Source organism: Kosakonia sp. H02, assembly GCA_030704225.1.
Classification (GTDB): Bacteria; Pseudomonadota; Gammaproteobacteria; order Enterobacterales; family Enterobacteriaceae; genus Kosakonia.
In genome coordinates, this window is record CP131915.1 from 1,647,091 (window position 1) to 1,663,374 (window position 16,284).

Below are 16,284 nucleotides of genomic sequence, written 5' to 3' on the forward strand. Positions count from 1 at the left end.
TCCATCCGGCAAAATCTTTCGAAAACCGTCACAAAACTGCGCTCCTCTCTTTGCCTGTTTTTTCGCCATTCGCTATATGACTAGTCATATACACGAAATGACTAGTCATGGAGAAAGCGCGATGAGCAAAACCTTACCGACCGGCTTTTTATGGGGAAACTCCGTTTCCAGCATGCAGACCGAAGGCGCATGGAACGAGGGCGGAAAAGGGATGTCGGTCTACGATATCCGCGAAGCCAGCGAATTTGCCTCCGACTGGAAAGTCGCCACCGATTCTTACTACCGTTACCACGAAGATTTCGATTTGATGCAGGACCTGGGCATGAACTGCTACCGCTTCCAGATTGCCTGGAGCCGCGTTTGCCCGCAGGGCGACGGCGAGTTCAACGAAGAGGGCATCGCCTTTTACGACCGCTTTATTGACGATCTGCTGGCGCGTGGGATTGAACCGATGGTCTGCCTGTACCATTTCGATATGCCGCTGGCGCTGGCTGAGCAGTACAACGGTTTCGCCGACCGGCGCGTACAGGATGCCTTTGTGCGCTACGGCAAAAAGATGATCGACTGCTTCGGTAAAAAGGTGAAGTACTGGCTCACCTTCAACGAGCAGAATATTTACCACATGCCCGGCGCGTTTCAGGTGGGCGGCTATCTGAAAGGCGAGAAAACCCTGCGCGAGTTATACCAGATTCAACACCACGTGATGATGGCGCACGTGCTGCTCACGCACTACCTGCACGACACCCAGCCCGGCAAACTGATGGGCGGCATGCTGGCGCATCAACTGATTTACCCGGCGACCTGCAAACCGCGTGATGTCTTCTGCGCCACGCAATATGACGAATTCCTCAACCAGAACCTGCTGCGGGTTTATGCTGGCGAAGGATACAGCCCGGAAGTGTTGGCGGTGGTGGATCGGGAAGGCTTTCGCGATATCTACCGCGACGACGATTTAGCGCAAATCGCGCGGGTGAAAAACGATTTTATGGCCTTCAGCTACTACGCCAGTAAAACTCTGGACAGCGATGCCATCTCACCGGACACGCCAGTCAATTACTACCTGCAACAGGGCGATAAAGCCAACCCGTATCTCGACGCCACGGAATGGGGCTGGCAAATCGATCCCCTCGGTTTTCGCGCCATCATTACCCGCTACTACAACGACTGGCGCTTGCCGGTGTTCCCGATTGAAAACGGCATCGGCGTGATTGAAGAGTGGGACGGCGTGAACCCGGTTGATGATGAGTACCGCATTGCTTACCACCGCGATCATATCCAGGCGATGCAGGACGCCATCTTTGAGGACGGCGCACAGGTGATGGGCTATCTCGGCTGGGGGCTTATCGACATTCTCAGTTCGCAGGGTGATATGCGCAAACGCTACGGCGTGGTGTATGTCAACCGGGAAAACCACGATCTGAAAGATATGAAGCGCGTACCGAAAAAGAGCTACCGCTGGCTGCAACAGGTGATCCGCAGCAACGGGCGCGATATGTAACGCATTAAGTGAGAGGGCAGCGTAATGTCGGAATCTAAAATCACGCCGAATATGCAGTCATTCGTCGATAAGTTCGTTGAGTTCTCCGCCCGTCTGGCGAACCAGGTGCATCTGCGATCGCTTCGCGATGCCTTCGCCGCCGTGATGCCGATTTTTATCCTCGCCGGGCTGGCAGTGCTGATCAATAACGTTATCTTCCCCTGGGTGTTTGAGGGGGAAACACTGGCGCGCTTTAAAGTCTGGGGCGAAGCGGTAATTAACGGCACGCTGAATATCGCCGCATTATTGATTGCGCCGATGACCGCCTGGTCGCTGGCGCGCAATAAGAATTTCGATAACCCGGTGTCGGCGGTGGTCATTGCGCTCTCCAGTTTTATTATCATGATGCCAATGCAGCTAGATGTGGTGCCGGTGGGCGGCAAAACCGCAGTCACCGTCGGCCAGATGTTGTCGTTTATTAATATCGGTTCGACGGGGATTTTCGCCGGGGTGATTATCGGCCTGCTCTCGACCGAGCTGTTTATTCGTGTTTCCAGCGTGAAGCGGTTCTCCATTTCGCTGGGGGACAACGTGCCGTCGGCGGTGGGGAAATCCTTTTCGGCGCTGATCCCCACCATCATTACGCTCTCGTTATTTGCCATTGTTGCCGCGCTGCTGGCGAACCTGCTGCACACGGATTTGATCCACCTGATCACCACGCTTATCCAGCAGCCGCTGCGCCAGATCAACACCAGCCTGCCGGGCACGCTGTTTATCTACAGCTTCGGCAACTTCCTGTTTACGCTCGGTATTCACCAGACCGTGGTCAATGGCGTGATCCTTGAGCCGCTACTGCTTATTAACACCAATGAAAACATGCTGGCGTTTGCTAACGGGCAGCCGATCCCTCATATCATCAACAATATTTTTGTGCCGACGTTCGGCATGATTGGCGGTACGGGGAGCACCATTTCCTTACTGATTGCGATCTTCATTTTTGCCAGACAGCAATCGGCGAAACAGGTGGCTCGGCTCGCCATTTCGCCGGGGTTATTCAATATCAACGAACCGGTGATTTTCGGCCTGCCGATTGTCTTTAACCTGCCGCTGATGATCCCCTTTGTGCTGTTACCCGCGCTTGGCATCCTGTTTGCCTGGTTTTGTACCACCATGGGCTGGATGGCGCGCTGCGTAGTAATGATCCCGTGGACAACACCGCCGATTTTAAGCGCCTGGCTGGCTACAGCGGGCGACTGGCGAGCGGTGGTGGTTCAGTTGATAATCATCATCTTTGGTGTATTCTTCTACCTGCCTTTCCTCAAAATTGCCGAGAGAGTGGCCTTAAGAAACAATGGGATAGACTAAATTACCGGGACGGGTCATGGCGGCAAAATACATTACCATTGCGCGGGAAATTAAACGGCGCATCCTCAGCCAGCAGTATGCTGCCAGCGCGCCGTTGCCGGACCAGTTTGCGCTGGCGGCGGAGTTCAATACCAGCCGCATGACCATTCAACAGGCGATGCGTCAGCTAATTGTCGAAGGGCTGGTCTATACCCGCCAGGGGCAGGGAACGTTTATTCGCAAAAACTTCCTGCAACTGTCGCGCTGGGATCTGCCCGGGAGCGACTATTACGGCGCGACCAAAACCTGGGAAAATGTCGGTGAAGTCACCAGTAAAATCATCCGTTTTGAGCTGCGTTTTGCCACGGAAAAGGAGCAGGCGTCGCTGCTGGTTGGCCCGGACGAGCCGGTGTATGACTTTATTCGTCTGCGTTTGCTGGAAGGGGAGCCGGTGTCGCTGGAGTTTACGCTGATGCCGGTAAACCTGGTGCCGGGGTTAAACCGCACACATCTGGAAAGCTCGGTGTTTCGCTATGTGCAGGAAGAACTGGCGTTAAAGATTATGGGCTCGTACCGCATTGTCCGCGCGCTGAAACCCTGGGACGAAGATAAGCAGTATCTTAACTGCGAAGAAACCGATCCGGTGCTGGAAGTGGAGCAGGTGATTTATCTGGAAGATGGCACGCCGCTGGAGTACGCCCATTGTCATTACCGCTACGATCACGGCGGGATTATTGTGGTCAATAACGGATAAAAAAAAGCGGAGCATTGTCTCCGCTTTTTTCTGCCGGATGGCGGCTGATGCCTTAGCCGGCCTACGGGTTTTGTAGGCCCGGTAAGCGCAGCGCCACCGGGCAATCAAACCACAGATTAGTTCAAACGCACCGGCATCCCGGAACGGTTCTGGATAGCTTGATCAACCACGTTCGAATCCACATCTGACTGATTCGTCACCGTTTGCACCGCTTTGGTCAGTGCGATTGGCACGATTTCGCCGCCGGTGAACTGCGCTTCCGTGGTGGAGAGCGGGTTATGCACTTCAATGTAACGGCTGCCATCCGGCTCGGTGGTGGCTTTTACCGGCTCATCAATAAACTGCACGCGCGTGCCGACCGGCACATTCTCGAACAGGAATTTGATGTCGTCATTACGCAGACGCACGCAGCCGTGGCTTACGCGCAGGCCGATACCGAAGTTGGCGTTAGTCCCGTGGATGGCGTACAGGCGACCAATATAGAGCGCGTACAGACCCATCGGGTTATCCGGGCCTGCCGGAACCACGGCTGGCAGCGGTTGGCCCATCGCCACATACTCCGCATGCATTTTGGCCGTCGGCGTCCAGGTCGGGCCGGCTTTCTTACGTTCAACTTTGGTGGTCCAGGCAATCGGGGTATCTTTACCCAACTGGCCAATACCGATCGGCAACACAATCACGGTGTTGGTGCCTTTCGGATAGTAGTAGAGGCGCATCTCCGCACTGTTAATCACAATCCCTTCATGAACGGTGTCCGGCAGGATCAACTGCTGTGGAATGTTCATCACTGTGCCGCCTTTCGGCAGATAGGCGTCAATGCCCGGATTTGCTTCCATCATGTTGGACAGACCCATCTGGTATTCAGCCGCGAAATATTCCAGAGGCTGGGTGTTGCCTTCAGGAATGGTCACGACCTGGTTCTGACCAATCAAACGGCTGCCATCGGTCGGCAGCGGATAAGTAACAGCAGACGCGCTATTGCAAAATCCCACGACAGCAAAGGCCGCCGCGAAAAGAGTTTTTAATTTCATATTCATGTTGTGCGAGATTATTGCCACACTGGCCGTTGGGTTGAGAATGCAGGAAGCGCATTATATGTGCATTCCACCGTCCAGGGAATTCGGATGTTTACGAAATCACACTTTTTTCCCTTTGTGTGCAGTTTAGCGGCCAGACAGCGGGCAGGAATCTAATTCGGAATTGTGGCATAATATGGCGTTTGTCACATATTTCAGGATATCGCCGTGTTAGTCACCAGCAACGTCACCATGCAGTTCGGCAGTAAGCCGCTGTTCGAAAACATTTCCGTCAAATTTGGCGGCGGCAACCGTTACGGCCTGATCGGCGCGAACGGGAGCGGTAAATCCACCTTTATGAAGATCCTCGGCGGCGATTTAGAACCGTCGCTGGGTAACGTCTCTCTCGATCCGAATGAGCGCATCGGTAAGCTGCGCCAGGATCAGTTCGCCTTTGAAGAGTTCAGCGTGCTCGACACGGTGATCATGGGCCACGCGGAACTGTGGGACGTGAAACAGGAACGCGACCGTATTTATAGTCTCGCGGAAATGAGTGAAGAAGACGGCTACAAAGTGGCCGATCTCGAAGTGCTCTACGGCGAAATGGATGGCTACTCCTCCGAAGCGCGCGCGGGTGAACTGCTGCTCGGCGTCGGTATTCCGGTTGAGCAACATTACGGCCCGATGAGCGAAGTGGCACCCGGCTGGAAGCTGCGTGTGCTGCTGGCGCAGGCGCTGTTTGCCAACCCGGACATCCTGCTGCTCGATGAACCGACCAACAACCTGGACATCGATACCATTCGCTGGCTGGAACAGGTGCTCAACGATCGTGACAGCACCATGATCATCATTTCGCACGACCGTCACTTCCTGAACATGGTCTGCACCCATATGGCGGATCTCGACTACGGCGAGCTGCGTGTTTACCCGGGTAACTACGACGAATACATGACCGCCGCAACCCAGGCGCGCGAGCGTCTGCTGGCCGATAACGCCAAGAAGAAAGCGCAGATCGCTGAACTGCAATCCTTCGTCAGCCGCTTTAGCGCTAACGCCTCGAAATCCCGCCAGGCAACGTCTCGCGCCCGCCAGATCGATAAGATCAAACTGGACGAAGTGAAAGCCTCCAGCCGTCAGAACCCGTTTATCCGCTTCGAGCAGGATAAGAAACTGTTCCGTAATGCGCTGGAAGTGGAGCAACTGACCAAAGGGTTTGATAACGGTCCGCTGTTTAAAAACTTCAATCTGCTGCTGGAAGTGGGCGAGAAAGTCGCCGTCCTCGGCACCAACGGCGTGGGTAAATCGACGCTGCTGAAAACCCTGGTGGGCGAACTGACGCCGGATAACGGCACGGTGAAATGGTCGGAAAACGCGCGCATTGGCTATTACGCGCAGGATCACGCTGCGGAATTTGATAACGATCTGACGGTGTTCGACTGGATGAGCCAGTGGAAACAGGAAGGCGACGACGAGCAGGCGGTGCGCAGCATTCTCGGGCGTTTACTGTTCAGCCAGGACGATATCAAGAAACCGGCGAAGGTGCTCTCCGGCGGTGAGAAGGGCCGTATGCTGTTCGGTAAGTTGATGATGGAAAAACCCAATATCCTCATCATGGACGAACCGACCAACCACCTGGATATGGAATCGATCGAATCCCTGAACATGGCGCTGGAGATGTACCAGGGCACGCTGGTTTTCGTCTCCCACGACCGTGAGTTTGTTAGCTCGCTGGCAACCCGTGTGATTGAGATTACGCCGCAGCGCGTCGTTGATTTCAGCGGAAATTATGAAGATTATCTGCGTAGCCAAGGTATTGTGTGATAAGAAAATGGCCGGATATTCCGGCCATTTTTTACGCAAACATCCACTCTGTCGCCGCAACGCCATTGATCAATAACCGGCGTTTTTCGCCTGCGGGCAGCGTCATTTTCAATGCTTTCCACGCCGGGCGATAATCGCCACGTGCGTTGACCTGCACATCAATCGTCTCGCCGTCGCACACCATTTCCCACTCCAGCCACAGCGCATTGCCGTCTTTATAACCCCAGGTCTCGCCGTCATCCTCAAACAACAAGCCGCTGGAGCGCCCCGTGCCTTTCACCGGGAACAACTGCAATTCACGGCTCGTATCCGCTTTGGCATCCACATGGCGGATGCGCTCGCTTAACGGCAAACCCGCGCCTGCGCGCACCAGCAGCGGCAGTGTTTCCAGCGGGGCAGCCAGCGTGACCCATTGACCGGGCGCGTACCAGGCCCCGCTATAAAAATCGTACCAGCCGGTCTCATTGGCAGGCAGCCAGACGCGGCGCTCGCGCTGGCCGGGTTCCACGACGCTTGCGACCAGAATATCGCGCCCGAGCAGGAAATCGTCGCACTCCTCAAAGGTCTGCGCATCGTGCTCGTGATCGAGGAACGTGGGGCGCAACATCGGCTCATCATCGGCATGGGCTTGCCACAACAGCGTATAGAGATAGGGCAGCAGGCGGTAGCGCAACTCAATGGCGCTGCGGATCGCGGGCGTTACCGCCGGGTACATCCACGGTTCATTCACCGTGTGATCGTCATTCCACGAGTGAATGGTAAAACGCGGATGCATCACGCCGTTTTGTACCCAGCGCACAAACAGCTCCGCATCGGGTTTATCGCCGGAAAAACCGCCGACATCGTGCCCGACGTTATACAAGCCGGACAAACTCATGCCGAGGCCCATGCGTGTGTTATAGCGCAGCGTATCCCAGTTGGTGCGGTTATCGCCGCTCCAGGTCTGCACATAGCGCTGCATCCCGGCGCAGCCGGAGCGGGAAATCAGGTACGGGCGTTTTTGCGGCGCGAAACGTTGCTGGGCTTCCAGCGAGGCGCGCATCATCAGAAGCGGCATCACCGGGCGAATATGTTTAATGGCAATCTCCCGGCCAAACCCCGCGCAGCGCGCTTCGCCGTCCCACACTTCAAACTCGTTATTGTCATTCCACGTGGAATCAATTCCCATCTCCAGCAGTTGCGTGGTCACGCCTTCCTGCCACCAGGCAATGGTCTGCGGGTTGGTGAAATCAAGATTCGACCCTTCGTCATCCCAGAAACTGGAGCGTTCCGGCGCATCGGTCTGCGAATCACGAATAAACAAGCCTTTTTCCGCCACCTCGTTGTAGCGCGGGTGATCCTGCAACAGGCACGGTTTGATATTCGCCGCCAGCTTCAGCCCGGCATCGTGAAACGCCTGGCTCATCACCTTCGGCTGCGGCACTTTGTCGTCATTCCAGTTAAAGACGTAGCGTTTGCCGTTAATTGAGGTGTAGCCGGAAGAGAGCTGGAACGAATCGCAGGGGATCGCGTGCTCCTCGCACAGGCGAATAAAATTCATCAACTGGTTTTGCGCATCCGGCGCATCGGTGTAGTGCATGGTCGAACCGCTGTAGCCGAGGCTCCATTTCGGCCCGAACAGCGTTTTCCCCGTCAGGCGCACAAACGCTTTGGTGACATCCAGCGCTTGCTTGCCGGTGAATATGTAGTAATCGATATCGCCTGCTTCCGCCTGCCAGCGGCGATAGGCGGTGTGGTAGTTATCGATCTCGTTACCCAGATCCAGCCAGCAACTGCTGAGATTGTCGTAAAACAGGCCGTAACTGATGTCATCGCGGTGGGTGAGGGTAAACGGAATATGCTTGTACAGCGGATCGGTGCTCACCGCGTTATAGCCCATCGCATCAAGGTTGCGCATTTCATAGCGCTGGCCGGTGCGTTGCAGGTTGCCCGCTTTCTCGCCGAGGCCGTAAAAGCGCTCCTCTTTTTTACGGCTGAGATAGTGCGCCACGCCGTCGCCGTGAGCGTTAATCAAATAGGCGCTGGTCGGGCGATCGCTTGCCAGCCACTGCCACTCACCGGCGTCATCGCGGTAATGCCACTCCAGCCACAGCGGTTGATGCACGGTCACGCGCAGCTTTTTGCTTTGCACCGTCAGCGTCTCCTGCTGCTGGCTCAGGGACCATTCCGGCAGGGTAAAACCGGATAAATCTTCACGCGGGCGACCTTCCCACGGCACATCATCGGCGGGTGCAATGCTCCATGTTCTGTCCAGTGCCAGCTCGCCTTTGCGTTTGAGCAGCACGCGGAACAGGTTCTCTTCCAGCACATACAGGCACAGCGTATGTTGCCCGTCCACCCGCAGTTCAATATGGTGAGCGGTCTGTTTTTGTAACGTCCAGTTCTTCAGGGTTTTCATAGCAACTTCCACAATCAGGCGCGTTTTGCGCGACGTTCAGCAATAAATGCCACCAGGAACAGAGCGCCAATCAGGTCAAAGAAACCCATGGCAATAAACAGCGGGTTGAAACCAATCTTGTCGGCGGTCACGCCAATTAACAGGGAAAAGAGGAAGCTTGCGATCCACGCCGCCGAACCGCGCATGCCATTCACCGTCGCCATCTGGCCTTTATCGAACGACTCAACGACTAGCGCGCTTAACATGCAGGAGATTATCTGATGGCCGAAGCCGCCAATCGAAATCAGCACAATGGTGATGTACGGATCGCGCGTAATGGCGACGATAGCGAGCGAAATCATCAGAAACGCGCCGGTGACCGAACTGGCGACCACCGAGTTAACGCGGGTGCAGCCAAACCAGCGGGTATAGAGTTTGGTCAGATAACCACTGGCGATACTGCCGAGATCGGCGGCAAGGAACGGCAGCCAGGCGAACATCGCAATCTGTTTCAGATCCATGCCGTGCTCTTTTGCCAGATAGAGCGGCACCCAAAAGCTCAGCACCGCCCACGCCGGTTCAGCCATAAAAGCGGGAATGGCGATACCGTAAAAACGCTTGTTTTTCGACACGGTTTTGAGCGCGGTCAGGAAGGGGAGTTTCACCGCAGGCGGTTCGTTATCCTGCTGGATAAAGGCCAGTTCTTCGTGGCTCAGGTTCGGGTGTTTTTCCGGGTTGTGATAAAACGCCCACCACAAAATCACCCACAGCAGCGCCAGTACGCCGGTAAACATAAACGCGCCCTGCCAGCCAAACGAGGCATGCGCGAAGTAGATAATCGGCGGCGCGAGCATCGCGCCAATCGAGAAACCAACTCCCGCCCAACCGGCAGCCACCGGACGTTCTGATTTCGGGAACCATTCGCCAATGGTTTTGGCGTTCGCAGGCGTCGCGGCCGCTTCCGAGGCACCCATGGTGAAACGCAAAATCGCCAGGTGCAGCCAGGTGCCCGCCCCGGCGTGAAAAATACAGGCCAGCGCCCAGATAATGGCGCACACCATAAAGCCGATTTTCAGGCCAATCACATCGATCAGCCAGCCACACAGCGGCTGGAAAATCGTATACGCCAGTTGGAACGCGCCGACAATCCACGAATATTGCTCGGTGGTAATGCCGAGGCTGCTTTTCAGTTCCGGTGCCAGAATACCCAGCGAGTTCCGGGTGATGTAGTTCACCGTCACGCCAAATAAAAACAGCACCAACATCCACCAGCGTAATTTTTTGACGATCCGTCGGCTGCTGGTTGCCGCCACATCCTGGTTAATGCTCTGGCTCATTTTTTTCTCCGCATCGCGTTTTTGTAGGGGTGATTTAACCTGCGGGAGAAAAAACGGCGGCTAAAGCGGATTTTGTGCAAGGATTCTCATCAATAGTGCAAAAGATGCGCCAAACTCATTATCAGCCCATTGATGACAGCCTTTTCGGTTCATGAAAATTTTCCCATTTCACAAACGGAGCAAGATCACAGAATGGATAAAAAGCTCAAAATCAGCGAAATTGCCCGGCGAACTGACCTGTCGACCAGCACCGTTTCCCGCGTGCTGGCGGGAAAAGCCAACACCAGTGAAAAAGCCCGCGCCGCCGTGCTGGCCTGCGCCCGCGAACTTGGCGTGATGGAGGGCATCGCCGCCGGGCGCTTACTGCTCAATAACCTGATTGTATTCGCGCCGCAGCGCGCCTTCGATGAGCGTTCCGATATCTTCTATTACCGCGTGATCCAGAGCATTAGCAAAGCGCTGGAGCCCCACGATGTGCGGCTGCGTTTCTGTGCGCTGGAGGAGCTGGACAGCGACGCCAATGAATTTCTCGCCCGCATGAACGCGTCGGAAACCCAGGCCGCCATTCTGCTCGGCATTGACGATGCGCATATTCATGAACTGGCCGCCGATCTCGGCAAACCCTGCGTGTTAATTAACTGCCGCGACGGGCGTATGCGTTTACCGTCAATCGCGCCGGATCACCGCACCATTGGCGAGTTTGCCGCCAGTTATCTCTTCGATATGGGCCATCGCGATGTGGTGACGGTAATGTGTCTGCGCCGCTACACCATGGATTTGCGCCTGGCGGGGATAAAAGCGGCCTGGCAGCAGCATAACCTGCGCTTTAACAGCAAGCGGGATTTGATAACCGTGCCAAGTTTTAGCGCCAAAGAGGCGGAACAGCGGGTGGCGGAGTGGCTTGACGATCCGGCGCATAAAACGCCGCCGACCGCCTTTCTGGTGGGCGGGGATTTTATGGCTGAAGGCACCGTGCGCGCCCTGCAACAGCGCGGCCTGCGCGTGCCGCAGGATGTGTCGGTGATGAGTATCGATGCGTTTAATCTGGCGGCCATTCAGGATGTGCCGTTAACCGCGGTGCATGTCCCGCGCGATGAACTGGGCGTTGAAGCGGTGCATCTGTTGCAGCAGCGGCTGATTCGCCCGCAGGCCACCGTCGGATCGTTACTGCTGAACGGCCAGCTTGCAGTGCGCGAATCGGTACGGCGGATACGTCCGGGACAGCAACGCACCGCCGTTGCGCGCGAAGGGCTCTACGACGCTTAAACCTCGATGCCGAGCGCGCGTTTGCCGTGGATATTGAGATCGTTTAGCGTAAAGCGGCCTGACCAGTCGCTTTCGTAGTTTTCCCGTGGGAAATCCCCCGGCGATGCGCCTTGCTCCAGCGCCACTTTCACTTTGCGGGCGTAGGCGAGGTTTTTCTCGCACAGCGGCGCGGCGGGAATATACATCACATTGCCCCAGCCTTGTTGGTTCTCCACCGGTGCCACCGAGTGGATCACATCGCAGTGCCACCACACCGAATCCCCGGCCTCCAGCGCCGGAATGCTGGTCAGCGCCTCAATCAGCAGCGGATGCCACTTCTCCGAAACCGGCAGTACGCGACCGGGCGCAACGCCGCACAGTTCATCTTCCGGCACATCATCCAGCAGCGGGCGCAGCAGGATGTACGCCATCGCTTCCGGGATCGGCACGACATGCAGCAAACCCTGGCCGGGGATCATATCCGACAGCGCTGTCCAGCCCTGGAAAGTACGGAACACGGAGCATTTGGTGGTGTTGTCCACCGTGTACTCTTCCACTTCGGTGCGGTGCGCGGCGTCCCACGGATCGTACTCATCAAGCTTGCCGTTAAACACATTGGCAAAGACGCGCTGATAAGCGGGCAGGAGCCAGCGCTCCAGCGCGCCGGAATCCGTATGCGCGCCTAACCCTTTTGAAGTGGTGCCCGGCGGGCGGCGGCGGATGCGATCCGGGTAAATCACGCTCACGTCCGGGTTGAACCACTGGCGGCCTTCGCTTTCAAAGCGCCACAGGCGATTGAGGAACGACTGTACTGCCGCCATTTCGTCGCTCTGGCGCGCCTGCATTTGCGCCTGCGACCAGTAAATCGGGTAGATTTCCGGGCGCGAGGCTTCCAGCGTGCCGAAAAAGCTGTCGCCGGGGCCTTTATAAACCTCGTCGAAATGGTTTTCGTCGAGGTAATCAAGCATTGATCGATCCCAGCCGAGTGCCTGTTCGCGCGGGAAGTGGCCTTTGATCACCGCGCAACCGCGCTGCTTGATAAGCGCACGCTGTGCATCGGTGACGCGACCTGCGGCAATATCGCTGTAAGCCAGTTGCGGCCAGACGGATTCGCCGCGCGCTTTCAGCGCATTGATTTCTGCCACGCGGGTGGCGATTCGCTCGCTGAGTTGGTCAAAGACGCGTTGCACATCGCCGATATGTGCACGCAAGGCCTGTTTCATCTGCCGGATAGCCGCGTTGTGATCGGCGGGCAGCGTCTCGCTGGTAAACGTCATAGATGCCTCTCATCTTTCATTCGAAAGTTATTAAGCTTGCAAATGATAATCTAAGTTAAAAATAAGTTAATGCAAGTTTAAAAACTTGATGAGTTGCACAAAGCGGAAAAAAGAAGGGGAGAGGCCGACGCCAGCGCGTCGGCAGAAGATCAATGGTCGAACGGGGCGACGTTATCCAGCACGGCCTGAATCACATTCAGCGCACCGTGATGGTTGTTGTCATCGGTTTGATGGTGGGCAATGGCTTTGATCGCCTCACCGGCGTTGCCCATGGCAAACGAATAATGAGTCATGCGCAGCATTTCGGCGTCATTACCGCTGTCACCGATGGTGACGCACTCCTGCGGCGAGATTTTCCAGCGCTTAAGCAGACGCGTAATGCCGTTGGCTTTATGCAGGCCGGGAATAATCAAATCGACAAAGCCAAACCCGCTGGTGACCGGTTTCATAATGCCGTCCAGCGAGACATGCAGGGCGTCAATCAACTGCGGGATATCGCTGTCCGGCAGGTTCAGGGAGAACTTAAACAGCGTGTCGTTAATCTGCGTGAAGTCGCGCACCGGTTTTAAGCGGTAATAGTGTTTCGACATCAGTTCGACAAATTCCGCCGGGGCGTTTTCGCTCACATACGCGCTCTCCAGACCACACGCGACAAAGTTCAGGCCGCCATCTTTTAATAATTCACCCATTACCACCTGCGCTTCGTGGCGGGTCAGTTCCCCGTGGAACAGTTGTTGACCGTGCTCGTAGACCAGCGCGCCGTTTTCGGCGACGAAAGAGATGGTTTCTTTAAGCTCCGGGAAGAAGGAAATCAACTGGTAATACTGGTTGCCGCTGGCGACAACGAACTCAATATTACGTTTCTGAAGTTGCTCGAATTGCGCCATAAATCGCGTGCGATCGTACTGCTTGGCGTCATCAAGGAAAGTTCCGTCCATATCAGTGACGATAACTTTGACGGTCATACATAGCGCTCCTGAATGTAACTGCGACGAGGAACATTCTAGAGAGTATGTGACCAGAAGCACAAATTTTATTTCGAATGAAAGTTTAACCGTCGTCTTTCGAGCCGCAGGTGTGTTGGCTGCGGTGGCTTACCCCGGTCATTTACTTTTTGTAAACTCCCGGGGATGCGCCACCTTGCCGCCTTCCTGCAATTCGAAATACTTGGTTAAAGCGTAATGGTTTCTAACCTTAAAATCATAACGTATGTTCCGTGCGGGCAATGATATCGTCCTGCGCATCCGGCGACAGGGCGGTGAAAAACGCCGAATACCCGGCGACGCGCACCACCAAATCGCGGTACTGGTCGGGGTGCTGTTTCGCCGCCAGCAGCGTCTCGCGCGAGACAATGTTGTACTGAATATGCCAGCCCTTATGCACCTCGAAAAAGGTGCGCAGCAGCGCCATCAATTTCTGCCGATCGCCGTCATGCTCAAGCGTGGCCGGGTTCAGCTTCTGATTAAGCAGCACGCCGCCAAGGATCGCGCTGACCGGCAATTTGCCGACGGAGTTAATGACCGCCGTTGGCCCTAAATGATCGGTCCCGGACGCCGGGCTTGCGCCTTCTGCCAGCGGCGTGTGGGCTTTACGGCCGTCCGGCGTTGCCATGGTTGCTGCACCAAACGGCACGTTTGCGGAAATCGATGACGTTCCGGCGTAGTAATTGCCGCCAATCGGCCCGCGGCCGTAACGCGGGTTGTGATACTGCTTCAGTTCATCGATATAGGTTTGATAGGCGCGAACCAGCAGGGCATCAACGCTGTCATCGTCATTGCCATATTTCGGCGCGCTGTTTATCAGCCGCTGGCGTAGTTGTTCGTGGGTCAGACCGTCGAAATCTGCCGCCAGCGCGTCTGCCAGTTGCTGCTGGCCGATAGCGCCTTGATCGAAAACCAGCTTTTTCACTGCCGCCAGGCTGTTGCCGAGATTGGCGATGCCCACCTGCAAACCGGAAACCCAGTCATATTTCGCGCCGCCCTGCTTGATACTTTTCGCCCGTTCGATGCAGTCATCGACCAGTGCGGAGCAGAGAATATCCGGCACGTTCTCTTCCAGCATGGTGTCTACGACATATTCGATCTCAATGGATTTGCGCGTGTAATAACGGATCTGCGCGTCCCAGGCCTGCACTATCTCGTCGAAAGCGGCGAAATTGCCTGCTGAGAGCGCCTGCGTTTGCGGCAGGAAAATTTTGCCGCTGGTGGCATCGCGACCGCCTTCCAGCGCCGCCAGCATTACCCGGGCGAAGTTGATAAAACTCATGCCGGTGCAGCGGTAGCCCCATTTGCCGCCGACGGCGGTTTCAATACAGCCGATGGCGGCGTAGTCATAAGCATCGGCGGGTTCAACGCCGAGTTTGATAAATTCCGCGATCACGATTTCATCGTTATTAAAAGCAGGCATGCCAAAGCCGCAGCGGATCACCTGCACGCAGGCATCAAGAAAATCATTACTCATTCCGGCGTGGTAGCGCACGCTGAGGTTTGGCTGGGTGGAGCGCAGGCGGCCGCAGGACTCAAGAATGGCGTAAGAGAGCGGGTTGACCGCATCCCGCGCTTCGCCGTTGTGGAATTGCTGCCCGCCAATCGTCACGTTCTGGTACAGCGGGCTGCCCGCCGAGGCTTTCGAGTGCGAGCCGGAGCGGATTTTGTTCACTTCCAGCAATTTCAGCCAGCAGCTATGCAGCAGTTCAATGGCCTGCTCGCGTGGCAGGGATTGTTGCAGTTCGACATCGCGACGATAGAACGGATAAAGGTACTGATCCATCCGGCCAAACGAAACGGAATGGCCGTTGGATTCAATCTGCAAAATCAACTGGATGAAGTAGCACAGTTGCAGCGCCTGCCAGAAGGTTTGTGGCGGCTGATGGGCAATAAGCTGGCAGTTTTCCGCCATCATTAGCAGTTCGTCGCGGCGGCTTTCGCGCGGCTCTTCCCCGGCCATGTTGCGTGCCAGTTCGGCAAAGCATTCGATATGCAGGCTGACGGCGTTAAGCACAATATCAATCGCTTTCAGGAACTGTTCGCCGTGCAGATCCTCAAGCACCGTCAGGTTGATGCGTGCGCGGCGCTCATCGACCTTCGCACGCAGGCCATCAAGCCCCTTTTCCAGCAGCAGCGGGAAGTTCACGGCCAGGTGCGCATCGCCGGAGGTCATATTGCCTTCGGCTTTGATAATGCCGGTTTCCAGCAGAGCTTTTTGCTCGTCGGTAAACATGCCATAGCAGCGATCCTGCACCGTTTGCCCGCGCCACCACGGGCAAATCTCATGCAGCACGCGCTTGTTTTCATCGCTCACCGCAAAGCCTGCGCCGGGGCGGTCTGCCAGGTCATCGATCTCTTTTTCAATCCATGAAACCGTGTATTCCGGGAAGATCGGCGCGGCGCGAACCTCGCTTGCCTGGTTGCCGATAATCAACTCGTCATGTTTGATCCAGATGGTGCGCTGCGCCAGGTGGTGCGCCAGCGCCAGCGCGCGACGTACCGGCAGCGGTTTGTCCATATTTTGCTGATAAACCTGCGTGTAGTGCAGGGCGCGCTCGGTGCAGACCGGCGGTTTAACAATGTGCACCAGCGCGGTTTTGTGCGCCTTGATGCGCTCAGTCAGCGTCGTTAATTGCAGTGTGGTCATGGC

Annotated in this window: 11 protein-coding genes; 5 read left to right on the top strand and 6 right to left on the bottom strand. The window is 56.0% G+C overall.

Annotated features, from left to right (window positions below; translation table 11 throughout):
- Positions 1-121 precede the first annotated feature (121 nt).
- Genes Q5705_07875 through Q5705_07885 form a run of 3 tightly spaced genes read left to right on the top strand, consistent with a single transcriptional unit; the run spans position 122 to position 3,575 of the window.
- Positions 122-1,498, top strand: coding sequence for a glycoside hydrolase family 1 protein (locus Q5705_07875; GenBank protein WLI78443.1), 1,377 nt, complete (start codon positions 122-124; stop codon positions 1,496-1,498).
- Between the two features lie 24 nt (positions 1,499-1,522).
- Positions 1,523-2,842: a PTS transporter subunit EIIC gene (locus Q5705_07880; protein ID WLI78444.1), complete on the top strand. Its 1,320-nt coding sequence runs from the start codon at positions 1,523-1,525 to the stop codon at positions 2,840-2,842.
- A 16-nt stretch (positions 2,843-2,858) separates the two neighbouring features.
- Entirely contained in the window at positions 2,859-3,575 is a 717-nt protein-coding gene (locus Q5705_07885) for a GntR family transcriptional regulator (GenBank protein ID WLI78445.1), read from the top strand.
- A 116-nt stretch (positions 3,576-3,691) separates the two neighbouring features.
- Here Q5705_07885 and ldtB read toward each other — a convergent pair whose 3' ends face one another.
- On the bottom strand, positions 3,692-4,612 hold the full coding sequence (gene ldtB, locus Q5705_07890) for a L,D-transpeptidase (GenBank protein WLI78446.1): 921 nt from the start codon (positions 4,610-4,612) through the stop codon (positions 3,692-3,694).
- Positions 4,613-4,819: 207 nt separating this feature from the next.
- Between ldtB and Q5705_07895 the strand changes: the two genes are divergently transcribed.
- Complete coding sequence (locus tag Q5705_07895; protein WLI78447.1) at positions 4,820-6,412, top strand: ABC-F family ATPase; 1,593 nt, start codon at positions 4,820-4,822, stop codon at positions 6,410-6,412.
- Between the two features lie 31 nt (positions 6,413-6,443).
- On the opposite strand, the gene Q5705_07900 is transcribed toward Q5705_07895, so the two are convergent.
- Together Q5705_07900 and Q5705_07905 are read right to left on the bottom strand one after the other, a co-directional pair.
- Positions 6,444-8,810 (bottom strand): glycoside hydrolase family 31 protein, encoded by a 2,367-nt coding sequence (locus tag Q5705_07900; protein ID WLI78448.1) that lies wholly within the window; start codon positions 8,808-8,810, stop codon positions 6,444-6,446.
- A 14-nt stretch (positions 8,811-8,824) separates the two neighbouring features.
- Positions 8,825-10,126, bottom strand: a complete 1,302-nt coding sequence (locus tag Q5705_07905) for an MFS transporter (GenBank protein WLI78449.1) — start codon at positions 10,124-10,126, stop codon at positions 8,825-8,827.
- Between the two features lie 192 nt (positions 10,127-10,318).
- Between Q5705_07905 and Q5705_07910 the strand changes: the two genes are divergently transcribed.
- Complete coding sequence (locus Q5705_07910) at positions 10,319-11,392, top strand: LacI family DNA-binding transcriptional regulator (protein ID WLI78450.1); 1,074 nt, start codon at positions 10,319-10,321, stop codon at positions 11,390-11,392.
- Here the strand turns inward: Q5705_07910 and Q5705_07915 are convergent.
- From Q5705_07915 to Q5705_07925, 3 genes are all read right to left on the bottom strand, one after another.
- Complete coding sequence (locus Q5705_07915) at positions 11,389-12,648, bottom strand: DUF1479 domain-containing protein (protein WLI78451.1); 1,260 nt, start codon at positions 12,646-12,648, stop codon at positions 11,389-11,391. The two genes, Q5705_07910 and Q5705_07915, sit on opposite strands and share 4 nt — an antisense overlap.
- A gap of 149 nt (positions 12,649-12,797) precedes the next feature.
- Positions 12,798-13,613, bottom strand: coding sequence for a Cof-type HAD-IIB family hydrolase (locus Q5705_07920; GenBank protein ID WLI78452.1), 816 nt, complete (start codon positions 13,611-13,613; stop codon positions 12,798-12,800).
- A gap of 235 nt (positions 13,614-13,848) precedes the next feature.
- Positions 13,849-16,281 carry a formate C-acetyltransferase/glycerol dehydratase family glycyl radical enzyme gene (locus Q5705_07925; protein WLI78453.1) on the bottom strand — a complete coding sequence of 811 codons (2,433 nt, stop codon included), beginning with the start codon at positions 16,279-16,281 and terminating at the stop codon, positions 13,849-13,851.
- Positions 16,282-16,284: the final 3 nt, after the last annotated feature.

Coding starts and splice junctions, on each gene's coding strand:
- Q5705_07875 (WLI78443.1), top strand. CDS start 122: ATGAGCAAAACCTTACCGACCGGCTTTTTATGGGGAAACTCCGTTTCC.
- Q5705_07910 (WLI78450.1), top strand. CDS start 10,319: ATGGATAAAAAGCTCAAAATCAGCGAAATTGCCCGGCGAACTGACCTG.
- Q5705_07925 (WLI78453.1), bottom strand. CDS start 16,281: ATGACCACACTGCAATTAACGACGCTGACTGAGCGCATCAAGGCGCAC.
- Q5705_07900 (WLI78448.1), bottom strand. CDS start 8,810: ATGAAAACCCTGAAGAACTGGACGTTACAAAAACAGACCGCTCACCAT.
- Q5705_07920 (WLI78452.1), bottom strand. CDS start 13,613: ATGACCGTCAAAGTTATCGTCACTGATATGGACGGAACTTTCCTTGAT.
- Q5705_07915 (WLI78451.1), bottom strand. CDS start 12,648: ATGACGTTTACCAGCGAGACGCTGCCCGCCGATCACAACGCGGCTATC.
- Q5705_07885 (WLI78445.1), top strand. CDS start 2,859: ATGGCGGCAAAATACATTACCATTGCGCGGGAAATTAAACGGCGCATC.
- ldtB (WLI78446.1), bottom strand. CDS start 4,612: ATGAATATGAAATTAAAAACTCTTTTCGCGGCGGCCTTTGCTGTCGTG.
- Q5705_07905 (WLI78449.1), bottom strand. CDS start 10,126: ATGAGCCAGAGCATTAACCAGGATGTGGCGGCAACCAGCAGCCGACGG.
- Q5705_07880 (WLI78444.1), top strand. CDS start 1,523: ATGTCGGAATCTAAAATCACGCCGAATATGCAGTCATTCGTCGATAAG.